Consider the following 23208-nt stretch of genomic DNA (forward strand, 5'->3'; position numbering starts at 1 on the left):
CGCCACTCACGACCAACCGGACCGACCCCCACCCCGACCCCTCATCCCCGGCGATAGCAAAGGTCCCTTGCTCACTCCCCCGCGCCCAACAGCTGCTCGAACGGCACAAACCCACTGCTCGGAGCCACAACCGCTCCCTCCGACGAGAGCCGCGAAGCGAACTCCCGCCCAGCCCGCGAAGCCCGCGCGTCGAGATCCCCGGGAGACGCCCAGTCCGACGAAGCCGCGTACACCGCCGTCGCGACTGGCTCGGCGCGAAGGTAGGCGAAGAGCGGACGCAGCGCGAAGTCGAGCACCAACGAGTGCCGTTCGGTTCCGCCGGTGGCGCCGATCAGTACCGGCTTCCCGTCGAGCGCCTTCTGCTCCAGCACGTCGAAGAACGACTTGAACAGTCCGCTGTACGACGCGGTGAACACCGGTGTCACGGCGATCAGGCCGTCCGCGGCGGTCACCGTGTCGATGGCCGCGCGCAGGGCCGGGGAGGGAAACCCGGTCAGCATGTTCTTCGTGACGTCGAGGGCGAGGTCACGAAGTTCGATCACCTCGATCTTCACGTCCGGCAGCACCGAAGAAGTCGCCGCGGCCAGTTTGTCCGCGAGCAGCCGCGTCGAGGACGGCTGGCTCAACCCCGCGGTCACGACAGCGATCGTCGTCATGCGGTCACCGCCGAAGAAGCCTCCGAAAGAAGCGAAGCGTGCGTAGGAGCCTCAGGCACGTGAGCGGGACGAAGGGAGTCGAGTTCCTTACGCAGCACCGGGATCACGTGCTCGCCCAGCAGATCGAGCTGTTCCAGCACGGTCTTCAACGGCAGCCCGGCGTGGTCCAGCAGGAACAGCTGACGCTGGTAGTCGCCGAAGTGCTCGCGGAAGGTCAGCGTCTTGTCGATCACCTCTTGCGGGCTGCCGACGGTCAGCGGCGTCTGCTCGGTGAACTCCTCCAGCGACGGCCCGTGCCCGTACACCGGCGCGTTGTCGAAGTACGGCCGGAACTCCCGCACCGCGTCCTGCGACTTCGGGCGCAGGAACACCTGGCCGCCGAGGCCGACGATCGCCTGGTCCGCCTTGCCGTGCCCGTAGTGCTCGTACCGCTCGCGGTACAGCTCGATCAGCGCCTGGAAGTGCTCCTTCGGCCAGAAGATGTGGTTCGCGAAGAACCCGTCGCCGTAATAGGCGGCCTGCTCCGCGATCTCCGGGCTGCGGATCGAACCGTGCCAGACGAACGGCGGCACCCCGTCGAGCGGCCGCGGGGTCGAGGTGAACTCCTGCAGCGGCGTCCGGAACTTGCCGGACCAGCTGACCACGTCTTCGCGCCACAACCGGTGCAGCAGGTGGTAGTTCTCGATGGCGAGCGGGATCCCCTGCCGGATGTCCTGCCCGAACCACGGGTACACCGGGCCGGTGTTGCCGCGGCCCATCATCAGGTCGACGCGGCCGTCGGCGAGGTGCTGCAGCATCGCGAAGTCCTCGGCGATCTTCACCGGGTCGTTCGTGGTGATCAGCGTGGTCGAGGTGGAAAGGATGAGTTTCGACGTCTGCGCGGCGATGTAGCCGAGCATCGTCGTCGGCGAAGAGGGCACGAACGGCGGGTTGTGGTGCTCGCCGGTCGCGAAGACGTCGAGGCCGACTTCTTCGGCCTTGAGCGCGATCCGCACCATCGCCTTGATCCGCTCGTACTCGCTGGGCGCCTCCCCGGTGGTCGGGTCGGTCGTCACATCGCCCACCGTGAAGATTCCGAACTGCATGACCTGCTCCCTAGACCGGGTTACTGTTGCTTGAGCGTTCAACCTTACGCGCGCAAGAAGTATTCCAGACGTTCGGCGCCAGCTGATCGAGTGACTTGATCAGTCCCGGAAAGTGGCCGCCCTCACACTCGAATCCATGTGGCTCACCTCCCTGCTTGTGACAACGTTGACATTCGCTTTCACGCCGGCCACCACCACTCCCGAACCCACCGTCGCCGCGACGATCTGCGCCGAGTACTGCGACAGCCGCGATCCCGCACTGGCCGTCGGCGAAAGAAGACCCAGCACGGCGACGGTCTGGGGCCGCGACATCACACTGCATCTCTCCGACGGCGACGACATGGGCTGGGGCAGCATCGCCAACGGCGACCCCGGCGACGAGGTCTGGCTCGACCGCTCCTTCGACGGCGGCCGCACTTGGGCCGGCGACAGCCGGATCGGTGACACGAAGATCCCCGCCGGCCAGCGCGGCTGGCGGACCCTGATGTTCAACGTGGACGACCCCGCCACCCACCGGTTCGGCGCCCTGCGCGCGTGCGGGAAGGCGGGCAACCGGCCGGAAATCGCCTGCACGCCGTGGTTCCGCACCACGGTCGCCGCGCGCGACCGCGCCGAAGCCGCGGCCACCGCGCTCATGCAGTTCTACGACAACGGCACCGGCCTCTGGCAGACCACGGGCTGGTGGAACTCGGCGAACGCGCTCACCGCGATCCTCGACTACAGCACCCGCACCGGCTCGCGGAACTACCGCCACGCCATCGCCAACACCTTCGACCGCAACCGCGGCGACAACTTCACGAACGAGTACATCGACGACACCGGCTGGTGGGCGCTCGCCTGGATCCGCGCCTATGACCTGACCAAGGACCGCCGCTACCTCGACACCGCCGTCATCGCGGCCGACTACATGTACTCCTACCGCGACGGCACCTGCGGCGGCGGCCTCTGGTGGTCGACGGCGAAGACGTACAAGAACGCCGTCACCAACGAGCTGTACGTCAAGGTCGCCGCGTCACTGCACAACCGGCTCCCCGGCGACACACGCCAGCTCGCGCGGGCACGCGAGGTCTGGGACTGGTTCCGCGCGAGCGGCATGATCAACGGGAACGACCTGATCAACGACGGCCTGAACGCCTCCTGCGCCAACAACGGGCAAGCCGTCTGGAGTTACAACCAGGGCATCGTCCTCGGCGCGCTGCTCGAACTGAACCGCGCGACCGGTGACACCGCCCTGCTCACCCGTGCCCGCCGGCTCGCCGACGCCTCCACCACGACGTCACTGCTGCACGCGAACGGGATCCTGCGCGATCCGTGCGAGTCCGGCGACTGCGGCGCCGACGGACCGTCGTTCAAGGGCGCGTACGCCCGCAACCTCGGCGAGCTGGACCGGGCACTGACGGGCAGGCCGTACCGCGCTTACCTGACGCGCCAAGCGAACGCGACGATCGCGCACAACCGCACGTCGCTAGACCAGCACGGCCTGCGCTGGCCGGGACCGGTCGACAAGGTCGACGCCGCTCGTCAGCACAGCGCGCTGGAGGTACTCACGGCAGCACTCTGATCACCGGATCCGGGACGTGCAGCCAGGCGCGGACCTCGGTCTCCTTCTCGTGCACGAGCACCTGCCGGTAGCTCATCGTGTCGAGACCGGGGCCGCCCTGGTCCTGGACGTCCTCGTGGAACCGGTCCGAGACGAGCACGACCATGGGCGAACCGTCCGGCGCCTCGGCCAGCGCGTCACGCAACACCCGTGAATCGAGCAGCCGGGCCAGCAGCACCTTCGGCCGCCCCGTCACGCCGTATTCGTCGAGCGTGACCTCGCCGGCGTGGATCGCGACCCGCACCCTGATCCGCAGCTCGGGCGCCGTGACCACGTTGTACCTGGCCAGGTCCGCCGCGAGCTGGGCGAGGAGCGGGTACAGCAGCCTGAACTTCGGGAACTGCGGCGGGATGACCACGATCATCCCGTCCCCGGTGTCGCTCTTCAGGCAGACTTCCCAGGCGATCCCGCTGCCCGTGAAGGCGTTCTCCAGCAGGCCGAAGAGCATCCGCCGGACCTGGACGAAGATCTCGCTGCTGCGCCCGACCTGCCCGAACCCGGCGATGTCGATCGAGAACAGCCCGCAGTGCATGCCGGACGCCACCCACACCGTCGGCGGCGGATAGAGGATCTTCTTCCGCAGCAGAGCGAGGTGCACACAGGACACTGTGACCAACAGGATCGTGCCGAAGAACCAGAAGAAGCCGAACGCTATCTCCGTGTTGTCCGCGTCGCCCGCCCGCGCGAGCGAGTAGGTCATGAAGAAGGACATGAGGCTGTAGCCGAGCACGTAGAACCACAGGGCGGCCCGTCGCAGCCGCCACGCGGCGTGCACGAACGCCAGCGGCGCGAACACGCCGAGTGATCCTACCGCCACCACGAAATACCAGAGACTCACCACGCGCTGTGCGGTCGACGCACGTGTGGGGCCGATTCCGACGACCACTGCTTCCCCCCGTCACCCTGTGACACGGGAAACGATAACGCCTCATCCGAAGAAGGAGAAAGCCACTCGCGGCGGCCATGACCCGGCCATCGGGACAGGTGGTTCGCCACACCGAGGGCGCTCGGGAAGACTAACTGTCGGGGCGGCCGGATATCCTCCAGTACGGTGTCGCGTTGAACGCCACCGTCACGAGCAAGTTCGCGAGCCACGACTCCAGGAGAAAGACCCAGTGACTGCTGAGACCCTGTACGGGGCCGACGACCTGACGCATCTCGAGGGTCTGGAAGCGGTCCGCAAGCGTCCCGGGATGTACATCGGCTCCACCGACAGCCGCGGCATCAACCACCTGTTCTCCGAGGTCGTGGACAACTCGACCGATGAAGGTGTGGCGGGTCACGCCGCGAAGATCGTGGTCACCCTGCACGCCGACGGCAGTGTCCAGGTCGACGACGACGGCCGCGGCATCCCCACCGGCACGCACGCCAAATCCGGTTTGTCCGGTGTCGAGCTGGTGCTGACGAGGCTGCACGCCGGCGGCAAGTTCGGCGGCTCGGGCTACAAGACCTCCGGCGGCCTGCACGGTGTCGGCGCTTCGGCGGTGAACGCGCTGTCGCACCGCTTCGACGTCACGGTGAAGCAGGACGGCAAGGTCCACCAGATGTCGTTCGCGCACGGCGTCCCCGGCGTGTTCGACGGGCCCGGCCCGAAGGCGAAGTTCACCCGCAAGTCCGGGCTGAACATCACCGGGAAGATGAAGCGCGGCGAGCGCGGCGGCACCTCGATCCGGTACTGGTACGACTCGCGCTACTTCGAGACGGGCGCCGTGCTCGACGTCGAAGGCGTCCGCGCGAAGATGCGCAACACCGCGTTCCTGGTCCCGGGCGTCACGTACATCCTGCGCACCGCCGTCGACGACTCGATCAGCGAAGAGACCTTCCACTTCCCCGACGGCCTGGCCGACATGGTCGACTTCCTCGCCCCGGACAGCGAAAAACCCGTCTGCGGCACGCTGATCATCAACGGCGAGGGCACGTACAAGGAGAACGCCGCGGACGCCAGCGGGGTCATGCAGTCCAATGTGGAGCGTCACGCCGAGATCGAGGTCGCGCTGCGCTGGGGCACCGGCTACGAGCGCACGGTGGAGTGCTTCACCAACACCATCCGCAACGTGCACGGCGGCACGCACCGCCGCGGTTTCGACCGCGCGGTGCTGAAGTCCTTGCAGGACGCCATTTCCAAGACCCGCGGGCTACTCAAGCCCAAGGAGGACATGCCGACCGTCGAGGACGTCCTCGAAGGCATGACAGCGGTCGTCCACGTCCGGCTGCCGGAGCCGCAGTTCACCTCGCAGACCAAGGACGAACTGTCCACCGCCGGGATCACCCGGGTCATCCAGGGCGTCGTCGACAAGCACATCCGCGCCTGGACCGAAGAGCGCAAGACCAAGTCCGAAGCCAAGATCGTGCTGCAGAAGGTGGTCGACGCGGCACGCGTCCGGCTCACCCAGAAGCAGCAGAAGGACGCCGCCCGGCGCAAGACCGCGCTCGAAGGCGCGGCCATGCCGCCGAAGCTGGTCGACTGCCGCACCACCGGCGTCTCCCGCAGTGAGCTGTTCCTCGTCGAGGGTGACAGCGCGCTCGGTTCGGCCCGGATGGCGCGCGTGTCGGAGTACCAGGCGCTGCTTCCCTTGCGCGGCAAGATCCTGAACGTCCAGAAGGCGTCGCTCGGCGACACCTTGAAGAACGCCGAGATCGCCTCGATCGTGCAGGTGCTCGGCGCGGGCAGCGGGCGCACGTTCGACCTCACGACCATGCGCTACGGCCGGGTGATCCTGATGGCCGACGCGGACGTCGACGGTTCGCACATCCGGACACTGCTGATCACGCTGTTCGCCAAGTACATGCGGCCGGTCATCGAGGACGGCAGGCTCTACGCCGCGATGCCGCCGCTGCACAAACTGGTCACCAAGGGCCGCAACCCGGAGACCCACTTCACCTTCAGCCAGAAGGAGATGGAGACCAAGTTCGCGGCGCTGGAGCGCGCGGGCAAGCAGATCGTCACGCCGGTGCCGCGGTTCAAGGGCCTCGGCGAGATGGACGCCGACGAACTGTGGGACACCACGATGAACCCCGCCACCCGCTCGGTCCGCCGTATCACCCTCGACGACGTCGAAGCCGCGGAGAACGCGCTCGAACTGTTGATGGGCGAGAAGGTCGAGCCGCGCCGCAACTGGCTGGTCGAATCCTCCGACCGGGTCGACCGCGAAGCCATCGACGCCTGATTTCGTTGCTATTCAAGGAGCTTTGAGCAATGGCACGCCGTAAGGGCACCACCACCAAGGTCGACCCCTCCGCGTTCGACCGGCCCGGCGCGAACGTCTTCGACAACTCGCTGAAGACGGAGATCGAGGATTCGTACCTGGAGTACGCCTACTCCGTCATCCACTCGCGGGCGCTCCCGGACGCGCGAGACGGGTTGAAGCCGGTCCACCGCCGGATCATGTACTCGATGAACGAGAACGGCTACCGGCCGACGCACGCGTACGTGAAGTCGTCCCGCGTGGTCGGCGACGTGATGGGCAAGTACCACCCGCACGGCGACACGGCGATCTACGACGCCATGGTCCGGCTCGCGCAGGACTTCTCGCTCAACGTCCCGCTGGTCGACGGGCACGGCAACTTCGGCTCGCCCGACGACGGCCCGGCCGCCTCGCGATACACCGAGGCGCGGCTGTCCCCGGAGGCGATGCTGCTGGTCGGCGAACTCGGCGAGGACACCGTCGACTTCCGGCCGAACTACGACGGTTCGCTCGAAGAGCCGTCGGTGCTGCCCGCGGCCTTCCCGAACCTGCTGGTCAACGGCACTTCCGGGATCGCGGTCGGGATGGCGACCAACATGATCCCGCACAACCTGACCGAGGTCATCGGCGCGGCGCGGTGGCTGATCAACCACCCGAACGCCACCCTCGACAAGCTGATGGAGTTCGTCCCGGGCCCCGACCTGCCGACCGGCGGTTCGCTGCTGGGCCTCGACGAGGTCCGCCGCGCGTACGAGACCGGCCGCGGCGTGGTGCGCATGCGCGCCAGCGCCGAGACCGGCCCGCTGGAAGGCAGCCGCGGCCGCCAGGCGATCACCGTCACCGAGCTGCCGTACGGCGTCGGCCCGGAGAAGGTGATCGAGAAGATCACCGACGAGGTCAACAAGTCCAAGCGGCTCACCGGTATCGCCGACGTCAAGGACCTCACCGACCGCGAGAACGGCACACGGCTGGTCGTCGAATGCAAGGTCGGCGTGAACCCGCAGGCGCTGCTGGCGGACCTGTACCGGCTGACGCCGCTGGAGCAGTCCTTCGGCATCAACAACCTGGTGCTGGTCGAAGGACAGCCGCGGACGCTGGGGCTCAAGGCGCTGCTGGAGGTCTTCCTCAGCCACCGCTACGAGGTCGTCACCCGCCGCACGCGCTACCGCCGCCGCAAGCGCGAAGAGCGTCTGCACCTGGTCGAGGGCCTGCTGGCGGCCCTGCTCAACATCGACAAGGTGATCAAGCTGATCCGCGAGAGCGAGAACGCCGCGGCCGCGAAGGACGGCCTGATGAAGCGGTTCAAGCTCTCGGAGATCCAGGCGACGTACATCCTGGACACCCCGCTGCGGCGGCTCACGAAGTACGACCGCATCGAACTCGAGGCCGAGCAGGACAAGCTGCGCGAAGAGATCGCCGAGCTGTCGAAGATCCTCGACGACGAGACGGTGCTGAAGAAGGTCGTCTCGGCCGAACTGGCCAAGGTCGCCAAGGACTCCCCGACCGAACGCCGCACCGCGCTGATCGACGGCGACCTCAAGGAGGTCCTCGCCGCGTCGAAGCCGTCCGGTCCGCTGGAGGTCACCGACGACCCGTGCCAGGTGATCCTGTCGGCCACCGGCCTGGTCGCGCGGACGGCCGCGGAATCGGAGGAGGCGTCGGAAGTACGGCGCCGCAACGGCCGCGTCAAACACGACTCCGTGTCCGCCGTCGTGCATTCGACCGCGCGCGGTCAGGTGCTGCTGGTGACCAACCGCGGACGTGCGTTCAAGACCGATGTGCTGCCGCTGCCGGTGCTGCCCGAGCAGGCGGGCACCGTCTCCCTGCGCGGCGGGATGGCCGCGAAGGAACTGGTACCGCTGGAAAAGGGCGAGCACGTCGTCGGGCTGGCTCCGCTCGGCGAGCAGGCGGCCGGCTCCCCAGGCCTCGCGCTCGGCACGAAACTCGGCGTCGTGAAGGTGTGCGCGCCGGAATGGCCGGTCCGCTCCGACGAGTTCGACGTGATCAGCCTGAAGGACGGCGACGAGGTCGTCGGCGCCACCTGGCTCACCGACGGCAACGAGACACTGGCGTTCCTGTCGTCCGAAGCGTCACTGCTGCGCTACGCCGCTTCGCTGGTAAGGCCACAGGGCCTCAAGGGCGGTGGCATGGCCGGGATCGTGGTGCGCGGTGAGGCGGAAGTGGTCTTCTTCGGTGCGATCCGGACCGACGACGCCGAGCACGGCGAGCCGATGGTCGTCACCGCGACCGGCGCGAGCGTGAAGGTGACCCCGTTCAACGAGTACCCGGCCAAGGGCCGCGCGACCGGCGGTGTCCGGGCACAGCGGTTCCTCAAGGGCGAGACGCGACTGATCGTCGGCTGGATCGGCCCGCGCCCGGCCGGCGCGGCCCGCAACGGCGACCCCGTGGAACTGCCCGAGATCGACCCGCGCCGCGACGGCTCCGGCCACGCGCACCCGGGTCCCGAGGTCGTGGGTCACCTCATCGAACGCACCTAGGCCGTCGCCGCATTTAGTCCTCTGAATGCGAAACGCCTCCTGCCCCCTTGCTCGCGCCCGGCGCGAGCAAGGGGGTTTCCTGTTCCGGACGGCCGTCTGCCTGCGGATGGCGTAAGACATGAGGGCACTGTCTGCGCCCCTAAGAGGCAAGCCTGGGACCTTCGCTCACCTGAGCGCCCAGGCCACGCGGCGTTTTCAGCATAGATCTCTCGGCCTCGTTGCCGAAATCGTAGGGATCCAGGGCATGACGACTCGGGAACCTCATCCGAACTCCGGCGTCCCGGCATTTCAAGAGTCCATTCGGGCGATTCCCATTTTCCTTGTTTCCAGTTGACCTTGCGGCCGGGCTGCGGATACATTTCCGATCGGCCAGCTCGGCCCAGACACTTCACGCAATGACGCGGATAGCAGAGCTGCGACTCTTGTACTGAGGGGAATTCGGATGTCGAGTTTTGTCGACCTGCTCAACTCACCGAAAGACACGCGACCGAACATAAAGTTCGAACAGCCAGGAGAACAATCGGACAGTCAGAACATTCTTGCCCGCGTCGCATTCGAAAAGAATGGGTTCGCCCCCGAATTGCACAAGGGCGTGCCGACGGTGGGCGTACCGATGACCACGGAGACCGAGCCGGGATTCCACGAGGTTTTCGCCGCTTCGGGCCCGGTCGTGGCGGGCAAGGAAGGCGGCCTGGTCTACGCCGTGGACGGCCGCCATCTGTTCTGCTCCGTTCAGGTCAGCGAGCGTGGCGTTTATCGCGATGCGGCCCGGATCGCCTATGACTCCGCCTTCGAGCTCGCCACGCGTCTCGGCTACCCGAACATCCTGCGCATGTGGAACCTGGTCGGCGGCATCATCGACGACAACGCCGACGGCGTGGAGGTCTACCGCGACTTCTGCGCGGGACGGTCCGAAGCCTTCGCCCTGTGGTCAGGCAGAATCCTGCACATCCCGGCGGCCACCGGGATCGGCACCCGGGGCAACGGCGTGTACCTCTACTTCATCTCCGGGCGCGCCGATGCCGACGTGCACCACCTCGAGAACCCCCGGCAGACTCCGGCCTACCACTACCCGGACAGCTATGGCCCCAAGGCGCCGAGTTTCGCGCGAGCCACCTTCGCCGACGGAATCCTGTACATTTCCGGGACCGCCAGCATCATCGGCGACGAAACCGTGCACAAGGGGGACATCTCCGGCCAGGTCGACGTCACCTTGGAGAACATCGCGGCGTTGATCAGCACGGAAAACCTGGGGAAAGTCCGGGCGGAAGGCGGCTACACCCTCCAGGACCTCGACTTGATCAAGGTTTACGTCAGCCGTTCCGAAGACATCCCGTTCGTCCGCTCGCGGTGCAAGGAAGTCTTTTCTCCCGATGCGCGGGTCGTCTATTTGAACGTCGACATCTGCCGCCCCGATCTGCTCGTCGAAATCGAGGCGATAGTCCAATGAATCTGACCCGTCATCTTGCCGCACTCGCCGAAGAAAAAGGCTGGTCAGGGCGAATCGCCTACCACACCGAAGATACGAAGGTGTCTTACGCGGAGTTGTACGCCGGTTCGGCACGCTACGCCGGTGGACTGGCCGCACACGGGGTGAAGGCGGGAGACCGTGTCCTGCTGGTGCTCCCCGACGGTGTCGAACTCGTGCAAGCCGTCCTCGGCACGATCCGGCTGGGGGCCGTGGCGATCCCTCTCAACACCTTCATCCACGAGGCGGCCATCCAGCGTGCGGCCGAAACCGCGAGCCCTTTCCTGACCATCGCGGAACCGGGGACACCCGGGCTCGACCAGGTCGACCCGGTCCCACCGGCCCGGCTGCGCGACCATGAGCCGGTGACCGGGTACGCCGCGGCCGACGCGGATACGCCGGCGTTCGCCTTCTTCACCTCCGGCACGACAGGGACTCCCCGGCTTTGCTTCCACACGCACGGTGACCCGGAGATCTACGACCAGGCCATCGGCTCGGTGGTGGACCTCACCCCGGACGACGTCACCCTTTCCGTTTCGCGAATGTACTTCTCCTACGGGTTCGGCAACTCCATCCTCTTGCCGTTGCTTCGTGGAGGCTCGACGGTGCTCAGCCGCGAGCGTCTCACCGAATCCGCGGCCCTGGAGCTGATCACCCGGCATCAGGTTTCGGTCCTTTATGGACAGCCCAGCTTCTACGCCCGGCTGCTCCAGCTTCCCTTCGCCGCGGTGCTCCGCGGCCTGAGGCTGGCGCTGGTCGCCGGCGAACCCCTGCCCGAAAGCGTCGAAACCACGCTCCGCGAAACGCTCGGGGCGAGGTTCCTCAATATTTTCGGCACCACTGAAATAGGTCACGCGCTGATCGCGAACACCCTGTCCTCGCAACGGGACGGCAGCATAGGCCGGATTCTCCCGCCGTACCGCATGCGGATCGTCGACCAGCTGCGCCGAGAGGTGGCGGCCGGTGTGGAGGGGAAGCTGGAGGTCCGTGGCCCGACGATCGCGCCCGGGGTCCCTCGCGGTTCCGACACGCCACTGCGCACGCCGGACGACTGGTACGTGACCGGCGATGCCGCCACCGTCGATCCCGACGGCTTCGTCCGCTTGCACGGCAGGCTGGACGACATCGAGATCGTCGGCGGGCAGAACGTGCATCCCGCCGAAATCGAAGATCTCCTGGTGAGTCACCCCGCCGTCCGCGCGGCCGGTGTCTGTTCGGTGCGCCGGGAGTCCTCCACGACTTCACTGCGCGCCCACGTCGAACTGGACGAGGGCGCCGAGCCGGACCGGGTGATCGCCGAGATCGGTTCCCTGACACAGAAGAACCTGAGCTGGTACGAGATCCCGGAGGACATCATCGTCGTCGAATCCCTTCCCCGCACTCCGGTCGGCAAGCTGGACCGCCGGGCGCTCCGGACGCTGGCGGCCGTCCGATGAGCACCCGGACCGAGGCCGAGGCCGGGCTCGACATCAAGGCCGTCGCCGCGATCACCGTCACGTTGGTCTTGTGGGCGTCCGCCTTCGTCGGGATCCGCTTCGCCGGTGCGCACTACGAGCCGGGGTCGCTCGCCTTGGGCAGGCTCCTGGTCGGCGCGCTCGCCCTGGGCGCGATCGCGGCGATCAAGGGAATGCCGCTCCCGCCGCGCAAGGCCTGGCCCGGCATCGCCGGCGCCGGGGTCTTCTGGTTCGGCCTGTACATGGTCGCGCTGAACTGGGGCGAACGCTATACCGACGCGGGGACGGCGTCGCTCCTGGTCGGGATCGGCCCGGTCTTCGCCGCCATCCTCGCCGGGATCGTCCTGAAGGAAGGGCTCCCCCGCCCTCTGGTGATCGGGCTCGTCGTCGCTTTCACCGGCGCGGCGATCGTGGGACTCGCCTCGCAGCACGGCTCCTCCAGTGCCCTCGGCGTCGCGCTCTGCTTGCTGGCGGCGGCGGGATACGCGGTGGGCGTCGTCTCCCAGAAACCGGCTTTGAGTCACGCGACCGCGTTGCAGGCCACGACCTTCGGCTGCGTCGTCGGCGCCGTCGCCTGTCTTCCGTTCAGCGGTCAGCTGATCCACGATGTGGCGACAGCACCGGCATCGGCCACCTGGTCGGTGGTCTATCTGGGCTTGCTGCCCACCGCGCTCGCCTTCTACACCTGGGCCTACGCGTTGTCCCGGACGCCCGCCGGAAAGCTCGGTGTGACCACCTATGTGGTCCCGGTGATCGTGATCGCGCTGTCCTGGCTGTTCCTCGACGAGGTTCCCACTCTGCTCGCAGTCCTTGGCGGGGCTCTGTGCCTTGCCGGCGTCGGCGTTTCCCGGACCAAGAAACGGAGAGCGCAGTGACCACGATCCCCGATTACGAACTGTTGCCGAGCCCGGCGGAACTGACCGCCGAACATCCCGTTCCCAGCCAGGTCATCGACGAAATCCGGGAACACCGCTCGGAGATCACCGACGTGCTCAACGGTCGTGACGGACGGGTGCTGGCCGTCGTCGGCCCATGTTCCGTCCACGACCCGGTCGCTGTCCTCGACTACGCCGAACGGCTGGCGAAGGCGGCCGAACCGATGAAGGACCACTTGCTCGTCGTGCTGCGGGCGTACCTGGAAAAACCGCGAACCGGGGTCGGCTGGAAGGGCCTGCTCCACGATCCCTGGCTCGACGGCTCCGAAGACATCGCCGGTGGCCTGCGCACCGGCCGCCGGTTCCTGACCATGGCCGCGGAGAGTGGTCTGCCACTGGCGGGGGAATTCGTCGAGCCGATGCTCGCCCCCTATGTGAGCGATCTCCTCAGCTACGGTGCCATCGGAGCGCGGACGGTCTCCAGCCAGTCGCACCGGGAACTCGCGTCCCAGCTGCCGATGCCGATCGGGATCAAGAACGGTCTCGACGGTGACTTGTCGGTCGCCACCGCCGCGATCCACTGCGCCCGCACCGCGCAGCGCCACCCGGCGGTGAACGAACACGGCGCGCTCGTCGTGCGAAGTTCGCCCGGCAACCCGGCGGCACACCTGATCCTCCGTGGCACCGCGGCCGGGGCCAACTACGACCCGGAGAACGTGGACGCGGCCATCGAGGGGTTACGCGCCACGAAGTCCTTGGACCGTGTCGTCGTGGACGCGTCGCACGGCAACTCCCGCAAGGACCATCGTCGCCAGGGCGGTGTCGTCGCCGACATCGCGCGCCGGATCGCCTGTGGTGAGCGGGGAATCGCGGGGATCATGATGGAGTCGTTCCTCGAAGCGGGACGACAGGACCATCCGGCGCCGTACGGGGTGAGCATCACCGACGCCTGTCTCGACCTGGGCAGCACCGTGTCGGTGCTGGAGTCGCTCGCCGACTCCGTGCGACTGGGCCGGTCGGTCGTCCTCGGGTGACCTCCGCCCCAGTGTCAGGAAAGGGTCGTTCAGGACGTTTTTCGTCTTGAACGACCCTTTCCTGACGCACGCGATAGCAAAGGTCCCTTGCTCCCGCTCAGCGACCCAGCAGCCCCTTCGCGATGTGCGTCACCTGGATCTCGTTGCTCCCCGCGTAGATCATCAGCGACTTCGCGTCCCGGGCCAGCTGCTCCACCCGGTACTCCGCCATGTACCCGTTGCCGCCGAACAGCTGCACGGCCTCCATCGCGACCTCGGTCGCCGCCTCCGACGAGTACAGCTTCATCGCCGAAGCCTCGGCCAGCGTCGGCATCTTGCCCGCGCGCAGCGTCTCGATCAGCTGGAACACCATGTTCTGCACGTTGATCCGCGCGACCTCCATCTTCGCCAGCTTGAGCTGGATCAGCTGGAACCGCCCGATCTCCTGACCCCACAGCTTCCGGTTCTTCGCGTAGTCCACGCAGAGCCGGTGGCATTCGTTGATGATCCCGAGCGCCAGCGCCGCCACCCCGATCCGCTCGACGGCGAAGCCGGACTTCACCTCGGCCTTGCTGTCGCCGTCTCGGCCGTCCTCGGACTCGCCCAGCAGCCGATCGCGCCCGAGCCGGACGTCGCTGAAGAACAGCTCGCCGGTCGGCGACGACATCATGCCCATCTTCTTGAACGGCTTGCCCTGCGTGAGGCCGGGCATGCCCTTGTCCAGCACGAACGTCAGCACCTGGCGATCACGGACGGCGGCACCGTTGCCTTCGTCGAGCTTCGCGTAGACGATGATCGTGTCGGCGTACGGGCCGTTGGTGATGAACGTCTTCTGTCCATTGAGGACGTACTCGTCGCCGTCACGCCGCACCGACGTCTTCATGCCACCGAAAGCGTCCGAGCCGGAGTCGGGCTCGGTGATCGCCCACGCGCCGACCTTCTCGAACGTCGCCAGCCCGGGCAACCAGCGTTCCTTCTGCGCCCGCGTGCCCTTGGTCAGGATCGTCTGCGCGGTCAGACCGATGCTCACGCCGAGCGAAGCGACGATGCCGAGGCTCACCCCGGCCAGCTCGCTCACCGCGATGAGCGCCATCGCCTCCTGCCCACCGAACGCGAGCCCACCGCCACCGGATCCCGAGCCACCCTCCTTCGCCAGCAGTTTCGTCACCGATTCCCGCGCGAGCGCGTCGATGCCGAAGGCGGCGAACATCTTGCGGATGAGGTCGTACGGCGGCAGCGTCCCGCTTTCGAGTTCGTCGACGTGCGGCCGGATCTCCTTGTCGACGAACTCGCGGATCGCGTCCCGGATCAGCAGTTCGGTCTCGGACCACTCGATCACGGCAGCCTCGCCGCGATGTCGTCGATCCGCCAGGCTTCCTCGGTTTCGATCACCTTGACGTCGTGCCAGCCCGCGAGTTCCGAGATCGCGCCACCCTGCACCGCGAACACCTTGCCGGTGAGCGGGCACTTCTCGGTCGCGAGGTAGGCCACCAGCGGGGAGATGTTGGCCGGGGAGAACGCGTCGAACTCCCCTTCCTCCACCTCCTGCGCGAAGATCGCGCCCATCCCCGGCGTCGCCAGGGTGAGCCGCGTGCGCGCGATCGGCGCGATCGCGTTGACCCGTACGCCGTAGCGTTCCAGTTCCTCGGCGGCGACCAGGGTCAGCGCGGCGATCCCCGCTTTCGCCGCACCGTAGTTCGCCTGTCCCGCATTCGGCAGCGTGACCCCGGAAGCCGACGCGGTGTTGATCACCGAGCCCGCCACCCGCTCGCCCGCCTTGCTCGCCGTCTTCCAGTACGCGGCCGCGTGCCGCAGCACCGCCGCGTGCCCCTTGAGGTGCACCGCGATCACGGAATCCCACTGGGACTCCTCGAGCCCGGCGATGAACGCGTCGCGCAGGATTCCCGCGTTGTTCACGACGACGTCGAGCCTGCCGAACTCGTCCACCGCCTGCGCGACCAGCTCGGCGGCGCCCGCCCAGTCCGCGACATTGGCCGTGTTCGCCACGGCCTTCCCGCCCGCCGCGCGGATCTCGTCGGCGACCTCCTGTGCCGGGCCGACATCGGCGCCGCTTCCGTCGTTCGCCCCGCCGAGGTCGTTGACCACGACGCTCGCGCCCTCCCGCGCGAACAGCAGCGCGTGCTCGCGGCCGATCCCGCGACCGGCGCCGGTGATGACGGCGACCCGCCCGTCGAGTGCTCCCATGACTTTGGCTCCTACTCCGCGAATTCCGCGAGACCGTCTTTGATCACGACGGTCTCGCCGACGGTGGTTTCGAACGCGTGACTCCCGGCGCCCGCGCGCCAGATCCGCGTCGTCAGGTCCTGGCCGGGCAGTACCGGTTTGGCGAACCGGACGGCGAACCTTTTCAGTCTGTCCACATCGGACCCGGCGACCTCGGTCAGCAGCGCCCAGGACGTGAACGCCATGGTGCACAGGCCGTGCGCGATGATCCCCGGCAGTCCCGAATCCTTCGCGACCTCTTCGTCGAGGTGGATCGGCATCGGGTCGCCCGCGGCGGGCGCGTACCGGTACGTCTGGTCGTCGTCGACGTGCTGCTTCACCTCCGCCACCGGTGCCTGTGCACGCAGCGCGTCGTCGAACTTGTGCTCCGGCCCGAGTTCGCCCCGGGTCTCGCCGGTGTCGAACCCGCGGACGAACAACGTCACGTACTGCTCGTTGACGAGGTCGCCGCCCTCGGTCCGGCATTCGAGGTGGATGGTGCCGCGGGTGCCGTTCGGGAGACCCTCGTACCCGGTCATCCGCGCCCGCGAAACGAGCTTGTCACCGGGCTTGATCGGCCGGTGGAAGCGGAATTCCTGTTCCCCGTGCACGATCCGGCCGAACAGCCCGACCGGGACGACCTCCAGCGCGGGTTCCATCAGCGACTCGAACACCGGCACGATCGCGAACACGGGGCTCGCGACGTCCCCGGCGAGATGCGCCGGGATCGGGTCGTTGGTGGCCTTCGCGTACTCGATCAGCCGTTCGCGGGTCACCTCGAACCGGGACTCGTCGGTCCACTTGCCGAGCCCGGCGGGATCGAACCGCTCGTCGGTCACGCGACCAGCGCCTTGAAGTTCTCGAGGGAGGCGTCGAGGTTCTTCTTGCCGTCCTTCTCGACGGCCTTGCCGAGCGCGCCGATGATCATCTGGCCCGCGAACTCCGCGTCGATGCTGGCGAGCGAGCCGTCGCCGGACGCTTCCACGGACAGCTCGAACTTGACCTTCACCCCGGCCATCCCGGTCCCGGAGATCGCGAGCTTCGAGGGCGCCTCGAACTCGTCGACGGTCCAGGTGATCGTGTTCGGCATCCCGAGCATCGTGACGACCTCGGAAGCCTGCGCCCCCTTGGAGAACTCGGCCGGGACCTCGCCCTTCCACTTGGTGTGGATGGTCAGCCACTTCTCGAAGTTGTTGGGGTTGGAGAACTCCGCCCAGACCTTGTCGGGAGCGGCGGGGAGTTCGACGGAGGCACTGATCTTGCCCATGGTTCTTCCTTTCGGTGAGATCAGCGCACGGCGCGCTGGTAGGCGGTGACGACGGCGGCGCCACCGAGTCCGATGTTGTGCTGCAGCGCGGCTTCGACGCCGTCGACCTGGCGCTTGTCCGCGGTTCCCCGCAGCTGCCAGGTCAGTTCGGCGCATTGCGCGAGGCCGGTGGCGCCGAGCGGGTGCCCCTTGGAGATCAGCCCGCCGGACGGGTTGACGACCCATTTCCCGCCGTAGGTGGTGTCCCCGGAGTCGACCAGCTTCCCGGCCTCCCCTTCGGCGCAGAGTCCCAGCGCTTCGTAGAGCAGGAGTTCGTTGGCGGAGAAGCAGTCGTGCAGCTCGATGACCTGGAAGTCCTCCGGTCCGAGCCCGGCCTGGTCGTAGACCTGGCGCGAGGCCTGGACGTTCATGTCGTGGCCGATGATGTTCTTCGCGGTCCCGTCGAAGGTGCTGGCGAAGTCGGTGGTCATCGCCTGCCCGACGATCTCGACGGCCTGGTCCGCGAGCCCGTGCGAGTCCACAAAGGACTCGCTGGCGAGGATCGCCGCGCCCGAACCGTCCGAAGTCGGGGAGCACTGGAGCTTCGTGAGCGGGTCGTAGATCATCCGCGAGTCCAGGATGTCCTGCAGCGAATAGCTTTCCTGGAACTGCGCGTACGGGTTGTTCACCGAGTGCCGGTGGTTCTTCTCGCCGATCTTGGCGAAGTGCTCGGCGGTCGTGCCGTAGGTCTTCATATGCTCACGGCCCGCCGCGCCGAACATCCACGGCGCGGGCGGGAAGAGCACCTCGGAGATCTCCGCGAGCGCCTGGAGGTGCTTGCCCATCGGCTGCTCGCGGTCGTCGTAGGTCGAGCCGAGTGATCCAGGCTGCATCTTCTCGAACCCCAGCGCGAGCACGCAGTCCGCGCGGCCGCCCCGGATCGCCTCCGCGGCCAGGTACAGCGCGGTCGACCCGGTCGAGCAGTTGTTGTTGACGTTGACCACCGGGATGCCGGTCATGCCCAGCTCGTAGACCGCGCGCTGCCCTGAGGTCGACTCGCCGTAGACGTAGCCGACGTAAGCCTGCCGCACCTCGTCGAACGAGATCCCGGCGTCTGCGAGCGCCTTGGTCCCGGACTCCTTGGCCATCTGCGGGTAGTCCCAGTCCTCGCGGCGTCCGGGTTTCTCGAACTTCGTCATGCCCACGCCGACGACGTACACCTTGTTGGCCACCACGACGCTCCTTGTCGTTGCCGGTCGCTACTGGAACTGAAGATACAGACAGGTCTGTATTTATCAACCCCTTACATACAATCCTGCACGGATGTTACTTACGGCACGCTCAGTGTCAGGTGACGCAGACGGCCGGCTCGCACCCCCGTTAAACAGGGTGGACACGACTCACAGGGGGTTTCGATGAAACGTACGAGCCTGGTCATGGCGGCCACCGTCGCCGCCGGACTGCTGTCGGCGGGCACCGCGTCGGCGAGCGAATGGACGATGAGCTACCTGCCGTTGCCGCCCGGCGGCGCCGCCGCGCGAGTGACCACGACGGACGGCGCCGGTGGCTACGCGGGGACCTACGACGGGCGGCTGATCACCTGGGCGGGCGGGACCTTCCAGGACCGCGGCCTCCCGGCGGGCTACACCTCGGTCGAAGCGGTGGACGAGAACGCGTCCGGGTCGGTCCTCGGCAACGCCGTCTACTACCCGGAAGGGAGCCGCTACCCGGGCAAGCACGCTTTCGCCTTCGAGAACGGCGGCTTCCGGTTCCTGGGGAAGGTTCCGGGCTACCACAACACGCAAGCCCTCGGCACGAACGACCGCGGCGACGTCGTCGGCACGGTGTTCAACGACATCCGCTACGGCTCCACCGCCGCTTTCTGGCCGTCCGGCGACCGTGAGCACCCGGTGCTGCTGGACGTCCCGCCGCTGCTCTCCCCCGTCGACATCGACCAGGACGGAACCATCCTGCTGAACGAACAGTTCGGCGGCACCTGGCTCTGGAAGGAAGGCGTGCTGCGGCAACTCGTCCTCCCCGAGGGCCTTCGCGAATCGAGGGGAATCGCGATCCGGAACGGGAAGGTGCTGGCGTCGACTCAGCTGGGCGACCGGCTCTGGTCGTCCATCGACACCTCCGAGGAGATCCCGGGCGGCATGTACACGACGGCGCTCAACGGATCCGGGCTGGTCACGGGCTACATCTCACCGAGGACCCCCGCGGTGTGGTCACCGGGCGGCACGATCACGACGCTCCCCGCGCCCATTCAGGGGCACGGCGTCGTCGTGGGCGACAACGGCGAGGTCGCGGGCGCGCTGCAGGGCGGCTACGAGAACGCTCCTGTGGTGTGGCGCCGTGGCTAAGGTCGGGATATGGATCCCGAGGAGCTTCGTCAGCGGTTCTCCCAGCTGACCACCGCGCATCTGACCGACGGCTGCGTCCGCGCGGGCGTACCGGTCCGATGCGCGCCCGCCGGCACGCACGCGGTCGTGCCCGGCGGCCGCGTGGCCGGGCGGGTCACCCCCGCCCGGCACGTCGGCAGTGTCGACGTCTTCCTGGAGGCGTACGAAACCGCGAACCCCGGCGACATCCTCGTCGTCGACAACCGCGGAAGGCTCGACGAAAGCTGCGTCGGGGACCTCGCCGTCCTCGAAGCGGAGGCGGCCGGGCTGAGCGGCGTCGTCATCTGGGGCCTGCACCGCGACACCGCCGACATCAAGAAGATCGGCCTGCCCGTGTTCAGCCTCGGCTCGATCCCGACCGGCCCACTCTCGGTCTCGGCCCGCCCGGACGGCGCGCTGGACTCGGCCGTCGTCGGCGAATGGACGGTGACCCGGGACGACCTCGTGTTCGGCGACGAGGACGGGGTCCTGTTCATCGCGGCCGACCGGGCCGACGAGGTCCTGGACCGCGCCGAAGGCATCCGCGACACCGAACGGCTCCAGGCCGAGCGGATCCGCGCCGGAGAGTCCCTTCGCGAGCAGGTGCGCTTCGCCGACTTCCTCGCGGAGCGTGCGAAGACGCCTTCGCTGACGTTCCGCGAACACCTGCGATCGGTCGGCGGCGCCATCGAGGAGTAGCAAGGGACCTTTGGTATCGCCCGCGCGACTGGGTGCTGGGGGGGGCACCGGGCCGAGCTGTCCGTGAAGGCCTCCTTCCCTACCTTCAGGGTAGGCAAGGAGGCCTTCACGGACTGGACTTACGAGGTCTTCACGCCGCCGAGCCACAGCAGACCGTCGATGACGAAGCGGTTCTGCACCTCACTGCCGAACGTCGACGACAGCGGCTGGTTCGTCTCGTAGTTCATCTTGTTGTGGCCGAAGTTGGCGTACAGCATCTTGTACTTGTTGTTGGTCCAGAGGATCGGGTAGTACCCGCTGTACCAGGACTGGTTCGGGTCGGTCCCCAGCGGGAAGCTCACCGGGTCCACCGACGCGAGGATCCGGATGTCCGGATTCTTGCGCAGGTCGCTGTTCCAGGCGTACCACTCGCTCACCGACGAGGTGAACGTCGCGGGCAGCCGCGTGGTCGAGGGATGCGGCCGGTTCTCCACCTTCAGCGTCGCCGTCGTCGGCCCCCAGGTGTTGGACTTGAACCCGCCCGTGCCGAGGAACCTGTTGTGGTACCAGTCCCAAGTGGACGGATTGGTGTTGAACGCCGCCACGTGGAAACCGAAGAACGCGCCGCCCGCCTTCACGTAGCGCTCGAAGCCCGCGCGCTGCGACGAGGTCTGCGGCAGGTCGTCCAGGAACAGCACGACCTGGTACTGCGAAGGCTGCAGCGAGTTCAGCTGGTTCCAGTTGTTGGTCGCGGTGTAGCTGAAGTTGTTCTGCGAAGCGGTGTTCGGGAACCACTGGTTGGCTTCCTTGACGAAGCTGATGTGCGCCGCGTCGTAGGTGCCGTTGTAGAAGGCCAGCACCTTGAACGCGGGTGCCGCCTGCGCCGTCACCGGCGCCAGCGCCAGTGCGAGACACGAAACGAACAGCAGAGCGAGCCGGACCGCGATTTTCTTCATCTTGCTCACCACCCATGCCGATAGCGAAGGCCGAACCCGAACGGGAACAGCCCGGACTTTCCGTCGCCGACGTTGATCGGCTGCTGGTCAGCGCTGCGCATCCAGGTCACCGGCAACTTGCCGGTGGGGTTGTAGTCGCCGAAGAGCACATCCGCGACGCCCTGGCCTTCCGAGCCGGGCAACCACGACGCGATCAACCCGTCCCAAGCCGGCACCTGCCGGGCGATGTCCAGCGGCCGCCCGGAAACGAGCACCACCACCGTCGGGACGCCGCTGTCCTGCAGCCGCTTCAAGGTCGCCAGATCTTCGGCGTCGAGCTCCATTCCCTCCGGCTTGTCACCGCGGCCTTCGGCGTACGGCGTCTCCCCGACCACCGCGACTGCGACGTCGTAGGACATGTCGATCCCGTTCGCGTCCTTGTCGAAGGTGACCGTGGACGACGGCTTCGCGGTGTGCCGGATCCCTTGCAGGATGGTCGTTCCCTCGGTGACCGGACCGCTCTTGCCCTGCCAGCCGACCGTCCAGCCGCCACTCTGGTTCCCGATGTCGTCGGCGCTCTTGCCCGCGACGAAGATCCGGTTGCGCGACTTGTCCAGCGGCAGCACCCGGTTCTCGTTCTTCAGCAGCACCTGCGATTGCCGGACGGCCTGCCGCGCGAGGGCGCGGTGCTCGTCGCTGCCGACGGTCTTGAGGAACCGGCGATCGGTCAGCGGCCGTTCGAACAGGCCCAGCTCGAACTTCTTCGTCAGGATGCGCTTGTTCGCGTCGTCGATCCGCGCCTGCGTGACCCGCCCGGCGAGGACTTCGGCCTTGAGCGTGTCCATGAATTTCTGGTACTCGAAGGGCACCATCACCATGTCGATGCCGGCGTTGATCGACGCGGTGACCTCGGCCGGGGTGAAGCCCGGCTGCCGGTCGATCTGGTCGATGCCGTTGTAGTCCGAGATCACGATGCCGGAGAACTTGAGTTCCTTCTTGAGCACGTCGTTGATCAGGTAGGAACCGGCGTGCATCTTGAGGCCGTTCCAGCTGCTGTAGGAGATCATCACCGAGCCGACGTCGCGGCGGACGGCCTCGCGGAACGGCGGCAGGTGCACCGCGCGCAGTTCGGCTTCGCTGATGTCGGTCTCGCCCTGGTCGTCGCCCCCGGTGGTGCCGCCGTCGCCGATGTAGTGCTTCGCGGTCGCGAGCACCGATCCGGGCGCGGACAGCGAACGGCCCTGCATACCGTCGATGGCCGTCGTCATCGCGGACGCGATTTCCGGCACCTCGCCGAAGGATTCGTACGTGCGTCCCCACCGGTCGTTGCGCGCGACGCACAGGCACGGCGCGAAATTCCAGTCGATTCCGGTGCCCGAGACCTCTTCGGCGGTCGCGCGGCCGATCTTCTCGACCAGCGCGGGATCGCGCGTCGCGCCGAGGCCGATGTTGTGCGGGAAGACCGTGGCGCCGTAGAGCCCGTTGTGGCCGTGGACGGCGTCGACACCGTAGATCAGCGGAATGCCGAGCCGGGTCGCGAGAGCTTCCTTCTGGAAGTTGTCGTACATGTCGGCCCACGTGACCGCGTTGTTCGGGGTCGGCTGGGAACTGCCGCCGGAGAGCAGGGAACCGAGCATGCCCTTGGTGACGTCACCGGGCGCCTTGATCCCGAGCCGCTCGGCCTGCGTCATCTGGCCGATCTTCTCGTCGAGGGTCATCCGCGAAAGCAGATCGGCCACGCGCACTTTCACCGGCCGCCAGGCGTCCCGGTAAGCGGGGCCGTTTCCGGCGACTGCCGGGGTATGCGACCCCAGCACCAGCGCGGCCGTCACTATCCCCAGGGTGAATCTCCGCATCCGGGTCCTCCTCGACACCATGCGTAAGTTCAAGGCTTGAATTAACGCATGATGG

General features: G+C 67.4%; 19 protein-coding genes. 9 read left to right on the forward strand and 10 right to left on the reverse strand.

The features are described 5' to 3' along the window. Positions 1-71: 71 nt before the first annotated feature. Both ACLJRM_RS42625 and ACLJRM_RS42630 read right to left on the reverse strand, forming a co-directional pair. Positions 72-656: an FMN reductase gene (locus ACLJRM_RS42625; protein ID WP_101612680.1), complete on the reverse strand. Its 585-nt coding sequence runs from the start codon at positions 654-656 to the stop codon at positions 72-74. Further along, positions 653-1741, reverse strand: a complete 1089-nt coding sequence (locus tag ACLJRM_RS42630) for an LLM class flavin-dependent oxidoreductase (protein WP_410605894.1) — start codon at positions 1739-1741, stop codon at positions 653-655. Before ACLJRM_RS42630 ends, ACLJRM_RS42625 begins: the two co-directional genes overlap by 4 nt. A 136-nt stretch (positions 1742-1877) precedes the next feature. On the opposite strand from ACLJRM_RS42630, the gene ACLJRM_RS42635 reads away from it, so the two are divergent. Next, complete coding sequence (locus ACLJRM_RS42635) at positions 1878-3302, forward strand: glycoside hydrolase family 76 protein (RefSeq protein WP_410666286.1); 1425 nt, start codon at positions 1878-1880, stop codon at positions 3300-3302. Here ACLJRM_RS42635 and ACLJRM_RS42640 read toward each other — a convergent pair. Beyond that, positions 3286-4158 carry a hypothetical protein gene (locus tag ACLJRM_RS42640; protein ID WP_233223788.1) on the reverse strand — a complete coding sequence of 291 codons (873 nt, stop codon included), beginning with the start codon at positions 4156-4158 and terminating at the stop codon, positions 3286-3288. The two genes, ACLJRM_RS42635 and ACLJRM_RS42640, sit on opposite strands and share 17 nt — an antisense overlap. 298 nt (positions 4159-4456) lie before the next feature. Here ACLJRM_RS42640 and ACLJRM_RS42645 point away from each other — a divergent pair, with 298 nt between their 5' ends. The 6 genes from ACLJRM_RS42645 to ACLJRM_RS42670 all read left to right on the forward strand — a co-directional run bounded on the left by ACLJRM_RS42645 (position 4457) and on the right by ACLJRM_RS42670 (position 13855). Beyond that, the gene (locus ACLJRM_RS42645; protein ID WP_101612677.1) at positions 4457-6508 is read left to right on the forward strand and encodes a type IIA DNA topoisomerase subunit B; all 2052 of its coding nucleotides are present in this window, start codon (positions 4457-4459) and stop codon (positions 6506-6508) included. A gap of 29 nt (positions 6509-6537) precedes the next feature. Then, positions 6538-9024 (forward strand): DNA topoisomerase (ATP-hydrolyzing) subunit A, encoded by a 2487-nt coding sequence (locus tag ACLJRM_RS42650; RefSeq protein WP_101612676.1) that lies wholly within the window; start codon positions 6538-6540, stop codon positions 9022-9024. A gap of 442 nt (positions 9025-9466) precedes the next feature. Next, positions 9467-10474: an FkbO/Hyg5 family chorismatase gene (locus ACLJRM_RS42655; RefSeq protein ID WP_101612675.1), complete on the forward strand. Its 1008-nt coding sequence runs from the start codon at positions 9467-9469 to the stop codon at positions 10472-10474. Continuing rightward, positions 10471-11928 (forward strand): class I adenylate-forming enzyme family protein, encoded by a 1458-nt coding sequence (locus ACLJRM_RS42660; RefSeq protein ID WP_410666287.1) that lies wholly within the window; start codon positions 10471-10473, stop codon positions 11926-11928. Before ACLJRM_RS42655 ends, ACLJRM_RS42660 begins: the two co-directional genes overlap by 4 nt. Then, complete coding sequence (locus tag ACLJRM_RS42665) at positions 11925-12821, forward strand: DMT family transporter (RefSeq protein ID WP_101612673.1); 897 nt, start codon at positions 11925-11927, stop codon at positions 12819-12821. Before ACLJRM_RS42660 ends, ACLJRM_RS42665 begins: the two co-directional genes overlap by 4 nt. Next, entirely contained in the window at positions 12818-13855 is a 1038-nt protein-coding gene (locus tag ACLJRM_RS42670; protein ID WP_410666288.1) for a 3-deoxy-7-phosphoheptulonate synthase, read from the forward strand. Before ACLJRM_RS42665 ends, ACLJRM_RS42670 begins: the two co-directional genes overlap by 4 nt. 97 nt (positions 13856-13952) lie before the next feature. Here the strand turns inward: ACLJRM_RS42670 and ACLJRM_RS42675 are convergent, their stop codons facing one another. Genes ACLJRM_RS42675 through ACLJRM_RS42695 form a run of 5 tightly spaced genes read right to left on the reverse strand, consistent with a single transcriptional unit; the run spans position 13953 to position 18538 of the window. Beyond that, complete coding sequence (locus ACLJRM_RS42675) at positions 13953-15173, reverse strand: acyl-CoA dehydrogenase family protein (RefSeq protein ID WP_410666289.1); 1221 nt, start codon at positions 15171-15173, stop codon at positions 13953-13955. Beyond that, entirely contained in the window at positions 15170-16039 is an 870-nt protein-coding gene (locus ACLJRM_RS42680) for an SDR family oxidoreductase (protein ID WP_410666290.1), read from the reverse strand. Before ACLJRM_RS42680 ends, ACLJRM_RS42675 begins: the two co-directional genes overlap by 4 nt. An 11-nt stretch (positions 16040-16050) precedes the next feature. After that, complete coding sequence (locus ACLJRM_RS42685; RefSeq protein ID WP_101612669.1) at positions 16051-16896, reverse strand: MaoC/PaaZ C-terminal domain-containing protein; 846 nt, start codon at positions 16894-16896, stop codon at positions 16051-16053. Beyond that, the gene (locus ACLJRM_RS42690) at positions 16893-17324 is read right to left on the reverse strand and encodes an SRPBCC family protein (RefSeq protein ID WP_101612668.1); all 432 of its coding nucleotides are present in this window, start codon (positions 17322-17324) and stop codon (positions 16893-16895) included. The genes ACLJRM_RS42685 and ACLJRM_RS42690 overlap by 4 nt, the downstream gene beginning before the upstream one ends. 20 nt (positions 17325-17344) lie before the next feature. Beyond that, on the reverse strand, positions 17345-18538 hold the full coding sequence (locus ACLJRM_RS42695) for a lipid-transfer protein (protein WP_410605884.1): 1194 nt from the start codon (positions 18536-18538) through the stop codon (positions 17345-17347). Positions 18539-18718: 180 nt separating this feature from the next. Here ACLJRM_RS42695 and ACLJRM_RS42700 point away from each other — a divergent pair, with 180 nt between their 5' ends. Together ACLJRM_RS42700 and ACLJRM_RS42705 are read left to right on the forward strand one after the other, a co-directional pair. Beyond that, complete coding sequence (locus ACLJRM_RS42700; protein ID WP_410666291.1) at positions 18719-19666, forward strand: hypothetical protein; 948 nt, start codon at positions 18719-18721, stop codon at positions 19664-19666. Between the two features lie 9 nt (positions 19667-19675). Then, entirely contained in the window at positions 19676-20383 is a 708-nt protein-coding gene (locus ACLJRM_RS42705) for an RraA family protein (RefSeq protein ID WP_101612667.1), read from the forward strand. A gap of 119 nt (positions 20384-20502) precedes the next feature. Here the strand turns inward: ACLJRM_RS42705 and ACLJRM_RS42710 are convergent, their stop codons facing one another. Then, positions 20503-21318, reverse strand: a complete 816-nt coding sequence (locus ACLJRM_RS42710; RefSeq protein WP_410666292.1) for a ThuA domain-containing protein — start codon at positions 21316-21318, stop codon at positions 20503-20505. Between the two features lie 5 nt (positions 21319-21323). Beyond that, on the reverse strand, positions 21324-23153 hold the full coding sequence (locus tag ACLJRM_RS42715; RefSeq protein ID WP_410666293.1) for a glycoside hydrolase family 3 protein: 1830 nt from the start codon (positions 23151-23153) through the stop codon (positions 21324-21326). Positions 23154-23208 lie beyond the last annotated feature (55 nt).

This window comes from Amycolatopsis sp. lyj-84, assembly GCF_046549075.1.
GTDB lineage: Bacteria > Actinomycetota > Actinomycetes > Mycobacteriales > Pseudonocardiaceae > Amycolatopsis.

What these genes read in the sequence shown, in the direction of transcription:
- ACLJRM_RS42715 (WP_410666293.1), bottom strand. Translation starts at nt 23,153, where the DNA reads ATGCGGAGATTCACCCTGGGGATAGTGACGGCCGCGCTGGTGCTGGGG.
- ACLJRM_RS42625 (WP_101612680.1), bottom strand. Translation starts at nt 656, where the DNA reads ATGACGACGATCGCTGTCGTGACCGCGGGGTTGAGCCAGCCGTCCTCG.
- ACLJRM_RS42655 (WP_101612675.1), top strand. Translation starts at nt 9,467, where the DNA reads ATGTCGAGTTTTGTCGACCTGCTCAACTCACCGAAAGACACGCGACCG.
- ACLJRM_RS42650 (WP_101612676.1), top strand. Translation starts at nt 6,538, where the DNA reads ATGGCACGCCGTAAGGGCACCACCACCAAGGTCGACCCCTCCGCGTTC.
- ACLJRM_RS42660 (WP_410666287.1), top strand. Translation starts at nt 10,471, where the DNA reads ATGAATCTGACCCGTCATCTTGCCGCACTCGCCGAAGAAAAAGGCTGG.
- ACLJRM_RS42710 (WP_410666292.1), bottom strand. Translation starts at nt 21,318, where the DNA reads ATGAAGAAAATCGCGGTCCGGCTCGCTCTGCTGTTCGTTTCGTGTCTC.
- ACLJRM_RS42705 (WP_101612667.1), top strand. Translation starts at nt 19,676, where the DNA reads ATGGATCCCGAGGAGCTTCGTCAGCGGTTCTCCCAGCTGACCACCGCG.
- ACLJRM_RS42680 (WP_410666290.1), bottom strand. Translation starts at nt 16,039, where the DNA reads ATGGGAGCACTCGACGGGCGGGTCGCCGTCATCACCGGCGCCGGTCGC.
- ACLJRM_RS42690 (WP_101612668.1), bottom strand. Translation starts at nt 17,324, where the DNA reads ATGGGCAAGATCAGTGCCTCCGTCGAACTCCCCGCCGCTCCCGACAAG.
- ACLJRM_RS42700 (WP_410666291.1), top strand. Translation starts at nt 18,719, where the DNA reads ATGAAACGTACGAGCCTGGTCATGGCGGCCACCGTCGCCGCCGGACTG.
- ACLJRM_RS42635 (WP_410666286.1), top strand. Translation starts at nt 1,878, where the DNA reads ATGTGGCTCACCTCCCTGCTTGTGACAACGTTGACATTCGCTTTCACG.
- ACLJRM_RS42665 (WP_101612673.1), top strand. Translation starts at nt 11,925, where the DNA reads ATGAGCACCCGGACCGAGGCCGAGGCCGGGCTCGACATCAAGGCCGTC.
- ACLJRM_RS42630 (WP_410605894.1), bottom strand. Translation starts at nt 1,741, where the DNA reads ATGCAGTTCGGAATCTTCACGGTGGGCGATGTGACGACCGACCCGACC.